The sequence below is a fragment of the Micromonospora sp. NPDC049497 genome, assembly GCF_044465805.1.
GTDB lineage: Bacteria > Actinomycetota > Actinomycetes > Mycobacteriales > Micromonosporaceae > Micromonospora.
The window spans coordinates 1-16,550 of record NZ_JBITMC010000034.1; the positions used below are offsets into that span (position 1 = coordinate 1).

The 16,550-nt window shown below is 73.4% G+C and carries 20 protein-coding genes; 8 read left to right on the forward strand and 12 right to left on the reverse strand.

What is annotated here, in order from left to right:
• Positions 1-153 precede the first annotated feature (153 nt).
• The gene (locus tag ACIBR0_RS28010; RefSeq protein ID WP_396720587.1) at positions 154-1,176 is read right to left on the reverse strand and encodes an adenosine deaminase; all 1,023 of its coding nucleotides are present in this window, start codon (positions 1,174-1,176) and stop codon (positions 154-156) included.
• Positions 1,173-1,964 (reverse strand): trans-aconitate 2-methyltransferase, encoded by a 792-nt coding sequence (locus ACIBR0_RS28015; RefSeq protein WP_396720589.1) that lies wholly within the window; start codon positions 1,962-1,964, stop codon positions 1,173-1,175. The genes ACIBR0_RS28010 and ACIBR0_RS28015 overlap by 4 nt, the downstream gene beginning before the upstream one ends.
• Positions 1,965-2,047: 83 nt before the next feature.
• On the opposite strand from ACIBR0_RS28015, the gene ACIBR0_RS28020 reads away from it, so the two are divergent.
• A complete protein-coding gene (locus ACIBR0_RS28020) occupies positions 2,048-3,031 on the forward strand; it encodes an aldo/keto reductase (protein WP_396720590.1) in 984 nt (327 codons plus the stop codon).
• 41 nt (positions 3,032-3,072) lie between these two features.
• The gene (locus ACIBR0_RS28025) at positions 3,073-3,267 is read left to right on the forward strand and encodes a hypothetical protein (protein WP_357036258.1); all 195 of its coding nucleotides are present in this window, start codon (positions 3,073-3,075) and stop codon (positions 3,265-3,267) included.
• Between the two features lie 139 nt (positions 3,268-3,406).
• Here the strand turns inward: ACIBR0_RS28025 and ACIBR0_RS28030 are convergent, their stop codons facing one another.
• The 7 genes from ACIBR0_RS28030 to ACIBR0_RS28060 all read right to left on the reverse strand — a co-directional run bounded on the left by ACIBR0_RS28030 (position 3,407) and on the right by ACIBR0_RS28060 (position 8,051).
• The gene (locus ACIBR0_RS28030; RefSeq protein ID WP_007075740.1) at positions 3,407-3,610 is read right to left on the reverse strand and encodes a cold-shock protein; all 204 of its coding nucleotides are present in this window, start codon (positions 3,608-3,610) and stop codon (positions 3,407-3,409) included.
• A 290-nt stretch (positions 3,611-3,900) separates the two neighbouring features.
• Positions 3,901-4,173, reverse strand: a complete 273-nt coding sequence (locus ACIBR0_RS28035) for a DUF4235 domain-containing protein (RefSeq protein ID WP_357036254.1) — start codon at positions 4,171-4,173, stop codon at positions 3,901-3,903.
• Positions 4,170-4,514 carry a DUF3618 domain-containing protein gene (locus ACIBR0_RS28040; RefSeq protein ID WP_357036251.1) on the reverse strand — a complete coding sequence of 115 codons (345 nt, stop codon included), beginning with the start codon at positions 4,512-4,514 and terminating at the stop codon, positions 4,170-4,172. The genes ACIBR0_RS28035 and ACIBR0_RS28040 overlap by 4 nt, the downstream gene beginning before the upstream one ends.
• A complete protein-coding gene (locus tag ACIBR0_RS28045; protein ID WP_357036248.1) occupies positions 4,511-4,945 on the reverse strand; it encodes a phage holin family protein in 435 nt (144 codons plus the stop codon). Before ACIBR0_RS28045 ends, ACIBR0_RS28040 begins: the two co-directional genes overlap by 4 nt.
• A gap of 580 nt (positions 4,946-5,525) precedes the next feature.
• Positions 5,526-6,722, reverse strand: coding sequence for a mechanosensitive ion channel family protein (locus tag ACIBR0_RS28050; protein ID WP_396720593.1), 1,197 nt, complete (start codon positions 6,720-6,722; stop codon positions 5,526-5,528).
• An 82-nt stretch (positions 6,723-6,804) separates the two neighbouring features.
• Positions 6,805-7,623: a DUF1206 domain-containing protein gene (locus tag ACIBR0_RS28055; protein WP_396720595.1), complete on the reverse strand. Its 819-nt coding sequence runs from the start codon at positions 7,621-7,623 to the stop codon at positions 6,805-6,807.
• Positions 7,624-7,694: 71 nt separating this feature from the next.
• On the reverse strand, positions 7,695-8,051 hold the full coding sequence (locus ACIBR0_RS28060) for a hypothetical protein (protein ID WP_396720597.1): 357 nt from the start codon (positions 8,049-8,051) through the stop codon (positions 7,695-7,697).
• Between the two features lie 44 nt (positions 8,052-8,095).
• Between ACIBR0_RS28060 and ACIBR0_RS28065 the strand changes: the two genes are divergently transcribed.
• Together ACIBR0_RS28065 and ACIBR0_RS28070 are read left to right on the forward strand one after the other, a co-directional pair.
• Positions 8,096-9,322, forward strand: coding sequence for a cysteine desulfurase-like protein (locus ACIBR0_RS28065; RefSeq protein WP_396720599.1), 1,227 nt, complete (start codon positions 8,096-8,098; stop codon positions 9,320-9,322).
• The gene (locus tag ACIBR0_RS28070; RefSeq protein ID WP_357036233.1) at positions 9,319-9,606 is read left to right on the forward strand and encodes a GNAT family N-acetyltransferase; all 288 of its coding nucleotides are present in this window, start codon (positions 9,319-9,321) and stop codon (positions 9,604-9,606) included. The genes ACIBR0_RS28065 and ACIBR0_RS28070 overlap by 4 nt, the downstream gene beginning before the upstream one ends.
• A gap of 12 nt (positions 9,607-9,618) precedes the next feature.
• Here ACIBR0_RS28070 and ACIBR0_RS28075 read toward each other — a convergent pair whose 3' ends face one another.
• Positions 9,619-11,112, reverse strand: a complete 1,494-nt coding sequence (locus tag ACIBR0_RS28075) for a glycoside hydrolase family 3 protein (RefSeq protein ID WP_396720602.1) — start codon at positions 11,110-11,112, stop codon at positions 9,619-9,621.
• 174 nt (positions 11,113-11,286) lie between these two features.
• Here ACIBR0_RS28075 and ACIBR0_RS28080 point away from each other — a divergent pair, with 174 nt between their 5' ends.
• From ACIBR0_RS28080 to ACIBR0_RS28095, 4 genes are all read left to right on the forward strand, one after another.
• Positions 11,287-11,409 (forward strand): hypothetical protein, encoded by a 123-nt coding sequence (locus ACIBR0_RS28080; protein WP_357033281.1) that lies wholly within the window; start codon positions 11,287-11,289, stop codon positions 11,407-11,409.
• A gap of 112 nt (positions 11,410-11,521) precedes the next feature.
• A complete protein-coding gene (locus ACIBR0_RS28085; protein ID WP_396720604.1) occupies positions 11,522-12,472 on the forward strand; it encodes a TIGR03557 family F420-dependent LLM class oxidoreductase in 951 nt (316 codons plus the stop codon).
• A gap of 67 nt (positions 12,473-12,539) precedes the next feature.
• Positions 12,540-14,171 (forward strand): RecQ family ATP-dependent DNA helicase, encoded by a 1,632-nt coding sequence (locus ACIBR0_RS28090; RefSeq protein ID WP_396720606.1) that lies wholly within the window; start codon positions 12,540-12,542, stop codon positions 14,169-14,171.
• Between the two features lie 73 nt (positions 14,172-14,244).
• Positions 14,245-14,748: a hypothetical protein gene (locus tag ACIBR0_RS28095; protein WP_357033316.1), complete on the forward strand. Its 504-nt coding sequence runs from the start codon at positions 14,245-14,247 to the stop codon at positions 14,746-14,748.
• A gap of 66 nt (positions 14,749-14,814) precedes the next feature.
• On the opposite strand, the gene ACIBR0_RS28100 is transcribed toward ACIBR0_RS28095, so the two are convergent.
• Both ACIBR0_RS28100 and ACIBR0_RS28105 read right to left on the reverse strand, forming a co-directional pair.
• On the reverse strand, positions 14,815-15,579 hold the full coding sequence (locus ACIBR0_RS28100) for an ABC transporter permease (protein WP_357033290.1): 765 nt from the start codon (positions 15,577-15,579) through the stop codon (positions 14,815-14,817).
• A complete protein-coding gene (locus ACIBR0_RS28105; protein WP_396720609.1) occupies positions 15,572-16,540 on the reverse strand; it encodes an ATP-binding cassette domain-containing protein in 969 nt (322 codons plus the stop codon). The genes ACIBR0_RS28100 and ACIBR0_RS28105 overlap by 8 nt, the downstream gene beginning before the upstream one ends.
• Positions 16,541-16,550 lie beyond the last annotated feature (10 nt).

Genomic DNA, 16,550 nt, shown 5'->3' on the forward strand with positions numbered 1-16,550 from the left:
GGCGTCCGGCCGACGACCTCACGAAGGCGTTGGGCAAGGACACCGCCCGCACCAACGGGCGTCGCTGACCCGACGGTCAGTCCGACCGGGGGCGGGGGGGGGGGGGGGCCCCCCCCCCCCCCCCCCCCCGCCCCCCCCCCCCCGCCACTCCCCTCATCGACCGGTGGCCACGTACGCGTCGATCTCCGCGCTGATCCGCTGCTTCCCGCCGATGTCGAGGAAGGACGCGGACACGGCGTCCTTCGCCAGCGCCGCCAGACCCTCCGGGCCGACGCCGAGCAGCCGGGCGGCCACCGCGTACTCGTCGTTGAGGGTGGTGCCGAACATCGGCGGGTCGTCGGAGTTGACGGTGACCAGTACGCCGGCGTCGACCAGCCGCCGCAGCGGGTGCTCGTCGATCGTGGCGACGGCGCGGGTGCGCACGTTGGAGGTCGGGCAGACCTCCAGGGCGATCCGGTGCTCCGCCAGGTACGCCAGCAGCTCCGGGTCCTCGGCGGCGGAGATGCCGTGCCCGATCCGCTCGGCGCCCAGGTCACGCAGCGCGTCCCAGACGGTCTGCGGGCCGGTGGTCTCCCCGGCGTGCGGCACGGAGCGCAGGCCGGCCGCCCGCGCCTGGTCGAAGTAGGGCTTGAACTGCGGGCGCGGCACGCCGATCTCCGGGCCGCCCAGCCCGAAGCTGATCAGCCCGTCCGGGCGCTCCTCCAGCGAGATGCGCAGCGTCTCCTCGGCCGCCGGCAGGCCGGCCTCGCCGGGGATGTCGAAGCACCAGCGCAGCTCGATGCCGAAGTCGGCCGCGGCCCGCTTGCGGGCGTCCTCGATCGCCTCGCAGAACGCCGGTGCCGGGATCCCCCGGTGCACGTGCGAGTACGGCGTCACGGTCAACTCCGCGTAGCGGACCTGCTGGCGGGCCAGCTCCCGGGCCACCTCGTGGGTGAGGATCCAGACGTCCTCCGGGTCGCGGACGAGGTCCACCACGCTCAGGTACAGCTCGATGAAGTGCGCGAAGTCGCGGAACACGAAGTAGTCGGCGAGCGCCGCCGGGTCGGCCGGCACCGGCGTACGCCCCTCGTGCCGGGCGGCCAACTCGGCGACGATCCGGGGTGAGGCGGAGCCGACGTGGTGCACGTGCAGCTCCACCTTGGGCAGTCCGGCGATGAACGTGGGCAGGTCGGTCACTTGTTCTCCTCGGCACGGGCGCCGGTTCGGGCGACGACGAAAACGCGTCGGAACGGGAAGTACACCCGACCCTGCCGCACCGGGTACGCCTCGGTGAGCCGTACGCCCAGCTCGGTCCGGAAGTCGGACCAGCCGGCGGCGTCCAGGGCCGCGCGGACCGGCCGGAGCGCGGTCCCCTCCATCCACGACAGGACGGGGTGGTCCGCGTCGGCGCGGGCCGGCAGCAGGTGCACGTAGGTAGTCTCCCAGGCGTCGACGGCGCAGCCGGCGGCGGTCAGCAGCGTGGCGTAGCCGACCGGGTCGTCGACCGGCGCCTCCCGCAGCAGCGGGGCGAGCGTGTCGCGCCAGGCGGGCCGCGCGGCGACCTCGCGCAGCGCCCGGTGCGACGGGGCGTCGAAGTTGCCGGGCACCTGCACCGCGAGCCACGCGCCGGCGGGCAGCTCGGCGGCCCACCGGGTGAGCAGGCGCCGGTGGTCGGGCACCCACTGGAGCACCGCGTTGCAGACCACGACGTCGGTGTCGGGGTCGGGCCGCCAGTGCAGGACGTCACCCTCGGCGACGCTGACCGTGGTGACGGCGGCGGCGCGGGCGACCATCTCCGGCGAGGAGTCCAGGCCGCGCACGCGGGCCGCCGGCCACCGCGCGGCGAGGGTCGCGGTCAGCGTGCCGGGGCCGCAGCCCAGGTCGACCACCGCGCGGGGCCGGTCCGCCGGGACCCGGGCCACCAGGTCGTGGAAGGGGCGCGAGCGCTCGTCGCCGTAGCGCAGGTACGTCACCGGGTCCCACATGGCGCCTCCCAAACCGTACGTCCGTCTTGTTTACCGTACGGCCCGCCGCGCGCCCCGGCAAGCGGATCACTAGGCTCTGAGTCATGGAGCAGCGAACCTTCCCCCGGCTCGGGCGGGACGTCGGGGTGATCGGGCTGGGCGCCTGGCAGCTCGGCGCCGACTGGGGCACGGTCACCGAGGACGACGCGATGGGCGTACTCGCCGCCGCGGTCGACTCGGGCGTCTCCTTTCTCGACACCGCCGACGTCTACGGCGACGGGCGCAGCGAGCAGCTGATCGGCCGCTTCCTGCGCACCCGGGGAGACGCCGGCCTCACCGTGGCCACCAAGATGGGCCGGCGGGTGGAGCAGCGGCCCGAGGCGTACACCCTCGCGCACTTCCGGCAGTGGACCGACCGCTCCCGGCGCAACCTCGGCGTGGACACCCTGGACCTGGTGCAGTTGCACTGCCCGCCGACGGCGGTCTTCGCCGACGACGCGGTCTTCGACGCCCTCGACACGCTGGTCGCCGAGGAGCGCATCGCCGGGTACGGGGTCAGCGTGGAGACCTGCGACGAGGCGCTCACGGCGATCGCCCGACCCGGCGTGGCGAGCGTCCAGATCATCCTCAACGCCCTGCGGCACAAGCCCCTGGAGCGGGTGCTCCCCGCCGCCTCGGCCGCCGGGGTGGGCATCGTCGCCCGCGTGCCACTGGCCAGTGGCCTGCTCTCCGGCCGGTACGACGAGCACACCACCTTCGCCCCCGACGACCACCGGTCGTACAACCGGCGGGGCGAGGCGTTCGACGTCGGCGAGACCTTCTCCGGCGTCGACTTCGAGCAGGGTCTGGAGGCCGTCCGCCGGCTCGCGCCGCTGGTGGGGCCCGACCGCACGATGGCGCAGTTCGCGCTCCGCTGGGTCGTCGACTCCCCCGGCGTGACCGTGGTCATCCCCGGGGCCCGCGACGCCGCGCAGGCCCGGGCCAACACCGCCGTGGCGGGGCAACCGCCGCTGTCCGAGCGCGAGCGGACCGTCGTGGCGGAGGTCTACGACGAGCTGATCCGGCCGCAGGTGCACCACCGGTGGTGAACGGGCGGACCGGCACGGAGCCGGCACGGAGGGAGAACACGATGAAGGGGTGGCTGGCCCTCACCCTCGGCCTGCTCGCCGTGGTGCTCGGCGCGGTCTGGACCGTGCAGGGCCTCGGCTACGTCGAGGGCAGCGTGATGACCGACCAGCGGATCTGGGCGGTCGTCGGCCCGGTCTCCGTCCTGGTCGGACTGGTGGTGATCTGGCTCGGCCTGCGCGCCCGCGCGCGCCGCTGACCGCCGGGCGACCGGACGTCGGGCGGCACCCTCCATCACGGACAGGGGAAAGCCCCGCATCCCGGGACGGGGTACGGGGCTTCACTGAGATCCGGGGGGCCGGATCACCCAATGGCCGGCGGCTGCCGACCGGCACCGCTCAGATGGGGCGGACCTGCTCGGCCTGCGGACCCTTCTGACCCTGGGCGATCTCGAACTCCACCCGCTGGTTCTCCTCCAGCGTGCGGTAACCGCTGGTCTGGATGGCCGAGAAGTGGACGAACACGTCAGCACCCCCGCCGTCGACGGTGATGAAGCCGAAGCCCTTGTCAGCGTTGAACCACTTCACGGTTCCCTGCGCCATGTGTATCTCCTTCTAAAACTGGCGGCCGAGCACGCCGTGCGGCCGATTGGCCGTTTTCGAGCAGCGGCGCCTGAGGCGGCCCCCATGAGGAGACTTCTCTCAACCCACGCCATCTCGCAACAGCGTGGATCAGCAAACCACGTGCGCAAAACTCTGCACAGACTACTGGACGAAATTCTCCGACATGTGACCTGACGGCTGCCGAAGATCCGCTGGGCGGGCGCTTGCCACCACGCGAAAGGCCCCCTCACCATCGATGCGGTGAAGGGGCCGGAACGCTTTTCCGCCGGTCAGTCGGGCCAGCGACCGGTGAACCGTCGTACGCCCACCGCTCCACCCCGGTCCACGGCCGCGCGCACGGCCGAGAAGATCGCACCCTGCAACGCCGCGGCCGCCAGGACCTCCCCCCAGCCGCGGTCCTCGTCGGTGGCGCTGGGCGCCTCGCCGTCTCCCGCGGTCATCTGCCACACCTTCCGGAAGATGGCGCCCGCGACGGCACCGGCGGCGATGCCCATCAGCACGCCGACCGGCTTGTACGCGGCCTTCCCGATCCGGTTGCTCACCTGCGCCTCCGAATAATCATCAGTACGACCACGGCGACGACCGCACCAGCCGCCAACGCCGCGAACGGGGTCGGGTTGCGCTGTACGACCTCGCCCCTCTCCCGTGCCTGTGCCCGCGCCACCTGGGCCTTCTGCGCAGCCTGCCCGCGCATCCGGGCGACGGTCTGCGCGGCCTGCTCCCGCATCCGGTCCTTCGCCTGGTCCGCCGACGAACGCAGGCGGGCCTTCACGTCCGCCTTCGCGGCCAGCGCCTCCACGGTCTCGCCCAGCTCGACCCGGGTCCGCCGGATCTCCTCGCGGAGCGCCTCGGTGTCGCCGGGACCCCGCCCGTTTCCCGTCATGCCCGTCCCCTGTCCTTCACCGCGGCGGTGACGGTGTCCACGTCCGCGCGGACGCTGCGCACCGTCGCCTCCGGCATCGGCGGGACCGCCTGGCTGACCTGCTTCTTACCGACCAGCGCCAGCACGCCGGCCACCGCGAAGAGCACCACCGCGACGATCAGGGCGGCCGCCCAGGCGGGCAGGACCAGGTCCAGCAACAGGATCGCGGTGGCGACCAGGGCACCGAGGCCGTAGAGCGCCAGCGCACCGCCGCCGCCGAAGAGGCCGATGCCGATGCCGGCGTGCTTGCCCTTCTGGGTCAGCTCCGCCCGGGCCAGGGCCAGTTCGTCGCGGACCAGACGGGAGACCTGCTCCGTGGCCCGCTGCACCAGCTCGGCGGTGGACGGCTCGCTCCCGTTTCGGGATGTGCGGGTATTCGCCACGTCAGCCATGCTGTCCTCCTTTCATCATCCCGCGCTGTATGCCCGGAGTCGCCCCCCGTCAATCCTTTCCCCGACGGGCGGACCGCCGTGTTCCCGGTGCCGGTTCGCCGGCCCCGGGGGAGAAAGCAGAAGCGTCGCGCTGCAGGTCCCCACGAAACGCCCGGTCAAACTTCCCGGGCGGCCATATCCCTCCCCCACCACACCAAACGCCCTCAGATCCCCAAGGTCACGCCCGGACGCCGCGCCTCGCGGACATCTCGGCCGTGGCGGCCTCGATCGGCACCCGGACTCGGCGCCATTCCGGCCAACCCTGGACCTGCCTCCCGATGACCGGGACCGAAAGAGATCTTGGCAGGAAACGGCCCCTCCGGGGACCATTCCGTACCAAGATCTCCCGCGAGCGATCGGGATCGGCGATGCGCGCGGCACCCGGTACAGCCGCACATCGGACACCCGGTGAGCGGGATGTGATCCACTCCGCTTCACTGAGATCGGGGTGTCCCGGCGCGGGGAAGCCCCGACTTCAATGAAGTCGGGAGGCGCGGAGGCGGAGGCCCGGGGCGCGGGCCGTCCGGGCCCGGGGGGGGGGTCAGCGGCGGGCTTCGGCGGGTTCGTCGGGGCCGACGAAGGCCTCGCTGCGGGCGTCCCCGTCGTCGCTGCCGCCGAACACCCGGGCATCGTCGGGCACCTCGGCGTCGGCCGGGCGGCGGACCGGGCGGCGGGGCTGCACCCACTGCCAGGGCAGGTCGCCACCGGCGTCGCCGACCTCGGTCCGCAGGCGCGGCATGGCCGTGGGCCGGTGGTCACGGACCCAGGCGACCAGGTGCTCGCGGACGAGGCAGCGCAGGTCCCACAGGCTGCCGGCGTTGGCGGCGCTGACCAGCGCGCGGACCGTGACCGTGCCGCCGGTCGCGTCGGTGACCTGCAGGACGCAGACCCGCCCGTCCCACAGTTCGCTGCTCTCCACCAGCCGGCGCAGCTCCTCCCGCATCGCCTGCACCGGGATCGACCAGTCGACGTCGAACTCGGCCGTGCCGAGCACCGCCGCCTCGGTCCGGGTCCAGTTCTGGAACGGCGTGCTGGTGAAGTACGAGGTGGGCAGGATCAGCCGCCGGTCGTCCCAGATCTGGACCACCACGTAGCTGAGGGTCAGCTCCTCGATCCGGCCCCACTCCCCCTCGACGACCACCACGTCGTCGAGGCGCACCGCGTCGCTGAAGGCGAGCTGGAGGCCGGCGAAGACGTTGCCGAGCAGGCTCTGCGCGGCCAGCGCCGCGACCACACCGACGACACCGGCACTGGTCAGCACGCCGGCGCCGATGCCCCGGACGGCGGGGAAGGTCATCAGCATCACACCGATGGTCAGCACGACGATCACGGCGATGGTCAGCCGGCGCAGCAGCACCACCTGCGTCCGCACCCGCCGGGCGTGCCGGTTGTCCGGCACGTCCACCCGGAACCGGGCGAGCGCGGTGTCCTCGGCCACCACCAGCAGGGCGGCGACCAGCCACGCGGCGGTCGCTATCACGGCGAGCACCAGCAGGTGCAGGACCACCTGCCGCCACTGGGTGCCCACCGCGTACCCCGTGCTGAACCGGACGGCGAAGTGCACCGCCAGGACCGTCGCCGCGACCTGGAACGAGCGGTGCGCGTGCTGGGTGAGCTCGGTCATCAGCAGCGAGCGCCGGCCGAGACGCCGGATCACCCGGTGCACGACCTCCACCACGAACAGGGCGATCGCCGCCGCGGCGAGCACGGCGACGATCGTCCAGACGTACCTCTGCACGTGTTCTTCTCCCTCTTCGACCGGGCGGCCCTGCTTCGGGCAAAAGCCCCATGGTGCCCGGCGAACCCGGAATCGACCAGTGTCAGACCTTGCGGTACCGGGACTGGAGGAAGCAGTAGAGGCCGAAGGCCGCGATGCCGAGGGCGACGAGCACGAGCAGGATCGGGCCGTACGACTGCTCGCGCAGCGTGCGCAGCGCGGCGTCGAGGCCACGGGCCTTCTCCGGGTCGTAGTTGACGGCGGCGAGGACGACCAGCGCGCCCGTGATGCCGAAGGCGGCGCCCCGGGCGGCGTACCCGGCCATACCGAGACGGCGCGCCAGCTGGCTGGTCTTCGGCGACATCTCGCCGGTCTTCAGCCGCTTCATGAACTTCTTCTTGATGCCGTAGACGGCCATGCCGATGCCGATGCCGAGCAGCACCAGGCCGGCGAGACCGACCAGCCACCGACCGCCGGTGGACTCCATCAGCTTGGCGGTCAGCTCCTCCTGCTTGCTGGCGCTGTCCGAGTTCGCGTTCGAGACGACCTTGTAGGCGGTCCAGGCGAGCCACAGGTAGACGACCGTGCGGGCCACCGAGAGGACGCGCTCCTTGGTGCGGTCGTCGCCCTCGGCGCGGTGGCCGGCGATGGCCTCCAGTGCCTGCCAGATGGCCATGGCCACCATGCCGACGGCGATCGCGATGACGATGGCCTTGCCCATGGGCTGGGCGGCGATGGTGCGCAGCGCACCGGACTGGTCGCCGTCGGCGGCGGGCGTCCCGAACGCGATCTGCAGGGCCAGCCAGGCGAACAGGAGGTGCACGACGCCGTAGCCGATGAAGCCGGCGCGGGCGAGGAGTTCCAGCCACCTGCTGTTCGCCGTACGGGCGGCGGTGGCTTCGGCGTTCCGGGTGAGAGACATGGCGCCTCAATCTCCGGATGCGAAGATTTCCAAACGTGGGCCACCGCCGCCCACCTGCTGTTCGAGGTGAATTACGGACGCGCCACGCGAATCGTGACGTTCTGGTCGGTAACGCTGTCGAGGGTCACGTTCAGGCCGGCCACCTCGGCGGCCTGCTGGCCTTTGGTCAGGGTGAGCTGCTCGCCGGCGACCTCGACGGTGACCTGGTCGTCCTGTGCGCCGACCAGCTTGGCCTCGACGCCGAGGATGTTCGCCTCGGCGTTGACGCCCCGGTCGAAGGTCACCGTGCAGGCGTCCAGGCCGCAGTCGGTGTCGGCGCCCTCGGAACTGCAACCGGCGAGCACGGCGACGCCGAGCGCCAGTCCGGCCAGCAGGCCGGCGGCCCGGCGGGTGGGGGTGAGCGGGGGGATCACGCGTCGGTTCGTCACGCCGCAAGGGTACGAGACGACGGCGACACCGTTAGGGTCCCGGCATGCCGTTCGACATCGCCCGCACCCGGGCCGCCTACCCCGCCCTGACCGAGGGCTTCGTCCACTTCGACGGCGCCGGCGGGACGCAGACCGCCGCGCCCGTCGTCGACGCCGTGACCGACGCCATGCGGACCGCGATCGGCAACCGCAGCGCCGCGTTCACCCCGGGCCGCCGCTCGCTGGACCTGGTGTCCGCCGCCCGCTCGGCGGTCGCCGACCTCCTCGGCGCGGAGCCGGACGGCGTGGTCCTCGGGCCGAGCGCGACCGCGCTGACGTACACCCTGGCCCGGACCCTCGGCGCGACGTGGCGGCCCGGCGACGAGGTGGTGGTCTCCCGGCTCGACCACGACGCGAACGTGCGGCCGTGGGTGCAGGCCGCCGAGGCGGCCGGCGCGACCGTACGGTGGGCGGAGGTCGACCCGGCGACCGGCGAGCTGCCGGCCGGGCAGTACGCCGACCTGGTCGGTGAGCGGACCCGCCTGGTGGCGGTGACCGCCGGCAGCAACGCGATCGGCACCGTCCCGGACGTGGCGGCGATCGCCAAGACCGCCCACGCGGCCGGTGCGCTGGTCTGCGTCGACGGGGTGCACTCGGTCCCGCACGGCCCGACCGACCTGGCGGCGCTGGGCGCGGACGTGCTGGTCACCAGCGCCTACAAGTGGTCCGGGCCGCACCTGGCCGCGATGGTCGCCGACCGCGCCGTGTGGGACCGGCTGCGTCCGGAGAAGCTGCTGCCCTCGTCCGACGCGGTGCCGGACCGGTTCGAGTACGGCACGCCGAGCTTCCCGCTGCTCGCCGGTGTGGCCGCCGCGGTGGACCACCTGGCCGGGCTGGACCCGGACGCCACCGGCGGGCGGCGCGAGCGGCTGCGCGCCGGGCTGACGGCCGCGCAGGCGTACGAGGAGTCGCTGCTGGAGCGGCTGCTCACCGGCCTGGCCGCGCTGCCGGGCCTGACCGTGCTCGGCTCACCGGCCCGGCGCTGCCCGACCGTGTCCTTCCGCCTCGCGGGGCAGTCGCCGCAGCGGACGCAGGAGGCGCTCGGCGCGGCCGGGTTCTGCCTGTCGTCGGGCGACTACTACGCCTACGAGTACTTCCGGATGATGGGGCTGCGGGAGCAGGGCGGGGCGGTGCGGGCCAGCATCTACCACTACAACACCGCCGACGAGGTGGACCGGTTGCTCACCGAACTGGACCGGCTGACCGGCGGTAAGCGCACAATGGCCGGGTGAGCACCCTGGTCGAGGACAACCCCGCCAAGCACCGCTTCGAGATCCTGGTCGACGACGCGCTGGCCGGATTCACCGCCTACCTGCCCCGGGGCGAGGTGCTGGTCTTCACGCACACCGAGGTGGACGAGAAGTTCCAGAACATGGGCGTCGGCGCGGCCCTGGTCCGGGGCACCCTCGACCAGCTGCGGGAACGCGGCACGAAGCTGGTGCCGCGCTGCCCCTTCGTGGCCGCGTTCATCGAGCGCCACCCCGAGTACCGGGACCTCGTCACCACCCAGCCCTGAGGCCGCGCCGGCTCACCGCCCGCCGGTGAGAAGCTCGGCGGCGGCCCGGGCGCCGGCGCGGGTGGCGCCGTGCGTGGCCACGTGCACCGCACCGGTCACCAGCTCCGGTACGCCCAGCTCGACGACGACCGCGTCCGGCCGGGCGGTCAGCGCACGGTCCACCGCCCGGCGCATCCAGTCGTGGCGGTGCAGGTCACGGACCACCAGCACCAGGGGGCGGCCGTCGGCGCCGCCGGTCGGGTCGGCGGGCACCCCGGCCTCGGCGTAGCGGGCGGTGGTGGTGCCGGGCCGCAGGTCGGCCAGCGGACCGGCGAGACCCCACGGGGTCTCCGCGCCGATCGCGATGTTGCGCGGCGGCTCGAACTCCACCACGTGCGCGGGCCCGGCCAGCGGCAGCGTCCCGGCGCCCGCCGGTGCGGTGGTGACCCGGACGGCGCGGCGGGCGGCGGCCAGGCCGACGGGCGAGCACGGGTCCGTGCCGAAGGCGCGCCGCGGGCGGTCCGTCCGGGCGGCCACCGTCCACGCGGCGAGCTGGCCGACCCGCTTGGCCGCCTCGGTGAGGCGCTCCTCGGGCAGGTCGCCGGAGACCACCGCGGCCACGATGGCGTCACGCAGGCGCCGGGCCGACTCCTCGTCGGCGTGCTCCCCACCGACACAGATCGCGTCGGCGCCGGCGGCCAGGGCGCGTACCGCCGCGCCGGTGAAGCCGTACCGGTCGGCGACGGCCCGCATCTCCACCGCGTCGGTGACCACCACGCCGGAGAAGCCCAGTTCGTCGCGGAGCAGCCCGGTCAGGATGCGGCTGCTGAGGGTCGCCGGCAGCTCCGGGTCCAGAGCGGGCACCAGCAGGTGACCGGTCATCACCGCCTGCACCCCGGCGGCCACGGCGGCCCGGAACGGCGCCAGCTCCACCGCCTCCAGGCGGGCCCGGTCGGCGGTGATCCGCGGCAGGTCGTGGTGCGAGTCGACCCGGGTGTCGCCGTGCCCGGGGAAGTGCTTGGCGCAGGCGGCCACCCCGCCGGCCTGGAGGCCGCGCACCCAGGCGGCGGTGTGCCGGGCCACCAGGGTGGGCTCGGCGCCGAAGGAGCGTACGCCGATCACCGGGTTGTCCGGGTTGGAGTTGACGTCGGCGTCCGGCGCGTAGTCCAGGGTCACCCCGAGCGCGGCCAGGTCGGTGCCCAGGTCGCGGGCGACCTCCTCGGTCAGCGCCGGGTCGTCGATGGCGCCGAGGGCGAGGTTGCCGGGCCGGGAGCTGCCCCGGGCCGACTCGATCCGGGTGACGTCACCGGCCTCCTCGTCGATGGCGACGATGACGTCCGGGCGTTCGGCGCGCAGGGTGGCGGTCAGCGCGGCGACCTGCTCCGGGTCGACCACGTTGCGGGCGAACAGCACCACCGAGCCGAGCCCCTCGCCGAGCCACCGGCAGACCCACGGCGGTGGGGTGGTGCCCACGAACCCGGGTTGCAGGACGGCGGCGGCCAGCGACGCAAGGTTGCCCACGCTCACGCTCCCACCTCGCCGCGCTGACGGAATCGCTCGCCCATGCCGTCGTACCCCCGTTTTCTCCGCGCCCCGGCGGGCCCGCCACCGGCGGCGGTGCAGCCATGGTCACACCGTGCGATCAAATAGTCAATAAACCTTACAGTTGCTGGGACGGCCGCCGCTGGGGAGAGTGCGGGGATGGATTCCGTGCTGCTGGCCGACGCGACGAGCCCGGCCGACATCCCCGGCGTACGCCTGCTCGGTCTGGTGGTCGGCGGCCTGCTGCTGCTGGCCGCGATCCGCGCGATGTTCCGCCGCTGATCCCGCCCCGCGCGCCCCCTGCCGGGCGACGCGGGACCGCCGGGCGGGTTCGACGACCACGTCCGGGGTACGGCTGCATCGTTGGACCGGTGCGCACGGCGGAGGGGACGAGATGAAGATCGGGTACTTCCTGTCCAGCGAGGAGTTCACGCCCGCCGAGCTGGTCGAGCAGGCGCGCGGCGCCGAGCGGGCCGGGTTCGAGGCGCTGTGGATCTCCGACCACTACCACCCCTGGACCGACGCGCAGGGGCAGAGCCCCTTCGTGTGGTCCGTGATCGGCGCGCTCAGCCAGGTCTGCCGACTGCCGGTCACCACCGCCGTCACCTGCCCGACGGTCCGCATCCACCCGGCGGTGCTCGCCCAGGCCGCGGCGACGAGCGCGGTGCTGCACGAGGGCCGTTTCGTGCTCGGCGTCGGGTCCGGCGAGGCGCTCAACGAGCACATCTTCGGCGACGCCTGGCCGCAGACCGACGTGCGGCTGGAGATGCTGGAGGAGGCCGTCGCGGTGATGCGCGAGCTGTGGGAGGGCGGCTTCGTCAACCACCACGGGAAGCACTACACGGTGGAGCACGCCCGGATCTACACCCGTCCGGACACACCCCCGCCGGTCTACGTCTCGGGCTTCGGCCCGAAGGCGGTCGACCTGGCCGCGCGGATCGGCGACGGGTACGTCAACACCTCCCCCGACGCGGAGCTGGTGCAGCGGTTCCGGTCCGGCGGTGGCGGCGACAAGCCGTGCCAGGCCGGCTTCAAGGCGGCGTACGCGGACAGCGAGGACGAGGGGATGCGGATCGCGTACGAGCGCTGGCCCAACGCCGGTGTCCCCGGTGAGCTGTCCCAGGTGCTGCCCTCGCCGCGCCACTTCGAGCAGGCCGCCCAGCTGGTGCGGCCGGAGATGATGAAGGAGGCGTTCGTCTGCGGGCGGGACGCCGACGCGCACGTGGCGAAGCTGGAGGAGTACGCGAAGGCCGGCTTCGACGAGGTCTACGTCGCCAACACCGGCCCGCACTGGCAGGGCCTCTTCGACCTCTACCGGAACGAGGTCCTGCCCCGCGTCCGGTGAGCGGTGCGGAGGCTGTGCGGCGGGTCGCGGTTTCGCCGGTGATCACGCCGGGTACCTCCGGCCCTCGATGAAGCTGTCCACGCACTCGATGACCCTGCGCCGCGCGGCGAAGAACCTCTTCGGCTGGACCGCGCTGCGGCCGAACCAGCTGGCCGCGATGCGCGCGGTGATGAAACGCCGCGACGCCCTGGTGGTCCTTCCCACCGGCGCCGGCAAGTCGGCGATCTACCAGATCCCGGCCAGCCTGATCCCCGGCCCGACCGTGGTGATCTCCCCGCTGCTCGCCCTCCAGCAGGACCAGATCGCGGCGCTCAACGAGCGCCAGCGACCGGAACTGCGCGCCGTGCGGATCAGCTCCGACGAGTCGCCGGCCCAGCAGGCCGAGGCGATCACCGAGATCCGCGAGGGGCGGGCGGAGTTCCTCTTCATCACCCCGGAGCAGCTGACCAACCCCGACCGCATGGCCGAGGTGAGGTCACTCAAGCCGGCGTTGGTGGCGGTCGACGAGGCACACTGCATATCCGCCTGGGGGCACGACTTCCGACCCGACTACCTGGCGCTGGGCCACCTCATCGAGGGCATCGGCCGGCCTCCCGTGGTGGCGCTGACCGCCACCGCCTCGCCGCCGGTCCGCGACGACATCATCGCCCGGCTGCGCCTGTGCGACGCCGAGGTGGTGGTCTCCGGGCTGGACCGGCCGAACCTGTTCCTGGAGGTCGCGCACTGCCCCACCGAGGACTACCGGTGGCGGCGGCTCATCACGCTGCTGCGTGACGACACGCGGCCGGGCATCATCTACGTGCCCACCCGGCGCTCCGCCGAGGAGTTGGCGGCGCGGCTCACCGACGCCGGCTTCCCGTCGCAGTACTACCACGGCGGCATGGCGGTCGGCGCCCGCCACGAACTGCACGAGGCGTTCCTCGCCGACCGGGTGCCGATCATGGTCGCCACCTCCGCGTTCGGGATGGGCATCGACAAGCCCAACATCGCCTGGGTGGTGCACACGGCGCTGCCGGACTCGCCGGACAGCTACTTCCAGGAGATCGGCCGGGCCGGACGCGACGGCGAGCCGGCCCGGGTGCTCCTGCTCTGGCGGGCGGAGGACGTCGGGCTGCAGCGGTTCTTCAGCGGCGGCCTGCCGGACGAGACCGAGCTGCGCGACCTGTCCGCGCTGCTGCGCAAGCAGGCCCGGACGAAGAAGGAGCTGCGCGAGGTGACCGGCCTGGGACCGCGCAAGCTCGGGCAGTACCTCGCCCTGCTGGAGCAGGTCGGCGCCGCCGAACCCCGGGCGAAGCAGCGCCTCGGCGCGCCGCGCTACTCCCCGGAGCCGGTGGACGCCGCCGCAGCCGCCCTCGCCGAGGCCGAGCGGCAGCAGAACGTGACCCGGTCGCGCACCGACATGATGCGCGCCTTCGCCGAGACCACCGCCTGCCGGGGCCAGACGCTGCTGGCGTACTTCGGCGAGCAGATGACCGAGGTGTGCGGGCACTGCGACAACTGTCACGCCGGCACCAGCACCGCCGACGACGGCGCGGTCGGACCGTTCCCCGTGCACAGCCAGGTCCGGCACCCGGAATGGGGCTCTGGCCTGGTGCTCAGCTACGAGGAGGACCGGATGACGGTTCTCTTCGACGAGGTGGGGTACAAGACGCTGTCCGTCAGCGTGGTGTCCGAACAGGGTCTGCTGACCCTGGACTAGCCTGAACCGGCCCCGCCGTGTCGTCGTCGACCAACCGGGGCGGGACGTGAACGACGAGCAGGAGGACGTTGCCGTGATCGAGCAACCGGCGTACACCGGGTTCGGTTTCACCGACGAGGAGTGGGGGTTGCTGGTCGGCCTCCCGCAGTCGGTGCTCACCGCGGCGAGCGCCGCCGAGTCCGACGGCACCAGGCGCACCATGGCCGAGAGCGCGGCCGGGCTGGAGACCATCTCCGCCGGTCGGGAGTCGGCGAACCCGCTCGTGGCCGCCGTGGCCGGGGAGATCGTCGCACGGGTGGGCGACCCGGAGGCCGGTGCGGAACTGCCGGTCATCGCGCCGGCCGACCCCCGGGCCCTCGCCGAGGACGTGCTCGGGCGCGCGAAGGCCGCCGCCGCCCTCCTCGCCGCCAAGGTGGACGAGGGCGAGGCCGGGGCGTACAAGCACTGGCTGGTGGCGATCGCCGAGCAGGTGGTGGGCGCGGCGTCCAGCGGCGGGCTCCTGGGCCTCGGCGGGGACGTGGTCAGCGACTCCGAGCGGCGGTTCCGGGACCGGCTCTCCCAGGTGCTCAACGACTGATCGCGGCACGACGCACAGGGGCCGCCCTCCCGAGAGGGCGGCCCCTGTGCCGTGCGGACGGTCGACTCAGCCGACGCGACGGCGGAACAGGACCCCGGCCAGCGCCACCGACACGACCAGGATGCCCAGGCACCAGGCCACCGCGCGAGCCGGCGCGGAACCGGCGGGGGTGGCCAGCAGCAGCGCCCGCAGCGTCTCGATGACCGGGGTGACCGGCTGGTGGTCGGCGAAGCCCCGCAGCCAGGACGGCATCGTCTCCACCGGCACGAAGGCGCTGGACGGGTAGGGCAGGAACATCACCAGGAAGGTGAAGCCGTTGGCCGCCTCCGGAGTGCGGGCGAGCAACCCGAACGCGGCGGACAGCCACGAGACGGCGAGCAGGAACAGCAGCAGCACCCCGGCCGCGGCGAGCCAGCGCAGCGGGTCGACGGCCGGCCGGAAGCCGATCGCCACCGCGACCGCCAGCACCAACACGGTGGAGACCGTGTTGCGGACCACGCTCGCCGCGACGTGCCCGAAGAGGATGGCGGTGGCGCCGACGTCCATCGTGCGGAACCGTTCCACCACGCCGTTGGTCAGGTCGGTGGTGACGCTGACCGCTGTCGAGGCCGCCCCGAAACCGGCGCACAGCAGAAGCACGCCGGGAACGACGTAGGTGACGTACGCGCTGCCGGTGTCGATGGCGCCGCCGAAGAGGTAGACGAAGAGCAGCATCAGGATCACCGGCAGCAGCAAGGAGGTCAGCAGCGCGTCGGTGTTGCGGCGGGACAGTCGTACGCAGCGCCCCACCATGACCAGCGTGTCGGCCGGCCGGACGGTCAGCTCAGACACCGGCCACCTCCCGGTCGGCCGGGCCCGCCTGCCCGGTCAGGCTGAGGAAGACGTCGTCGAGGGTGGCCGTACGGACTCCGAACCGGATGATCGCGCGTCCGTCCGGGTCCACCTCGTCGAGCAGGCGGCGCATGTGCGGGGCGCTGCCGTCGGTGGTGACGCCCAGCTCCAACCGGGCCGGGTCGCGGTGCGCGACCCGGTCGCCCAGGCGGAGCGCCGCCTCGGCGAAACTGTCCGCGTCGCGCAGCGTCAGCTCCAGGCGGTGATCTCCGAACCGGCGCTTCAGCTCGGTCGCGGTGCCCTCCGCGGCGAGCCGGCCGCCGTGCAGCACGGCGATGCGGTCGGCCAGCCGGTCGGCCTCCTCCAGGTACTGCGTGGTCAGCAGGACCGTCACCCCCGCTCCGGCCAGCTCGCCGACCACCTCCCACAGCCCCTGCCGGCTGCGCGGGTCGAGCCCGGTGGTCGGCTCGTCCAGGAAGATCACCGACGGCTCACCGACCAGGCTGGCGGCGAGGTCGAGCCGGCGGCGCATGCCCCCGGAGTAGGTCACCACCCGACGGCCGGCGGCCGACGTCAGGTCGAAGCGCTCCAGCAGGTCGCTCGCGCGCCGCCGCGCCGCCGTCCGGGAGAGCCCGGCCAGCCGGGCCATCATCTCCAGGTTCTCGGTGCCGGTCTGGTGGTCGTCCAGGGCCGCGTGCTGGCCGGCGAGACTGATCGTCCGGCGTACGCGGCGCCGGTCGCGGACCACGTCGTGACCGTTCACCCGGGCCGTGCCGCCGTCCGGCGCGGCCAGCGTGGCCAGGATCCGCACCGTCGTGGTCTTGCCCGCGCCGTTGGGCCCCAGCAGCGCGTGGACGCTTCCCCGGGTCACCCGCATGGTCAGGTCGTCGAGCACCCGCACGCCGGCGAAGGACTTGCGCAGCGCGACGGTTTCCACCGCCGCGGTCGTCACCGCCTCCATGCCACCCCAC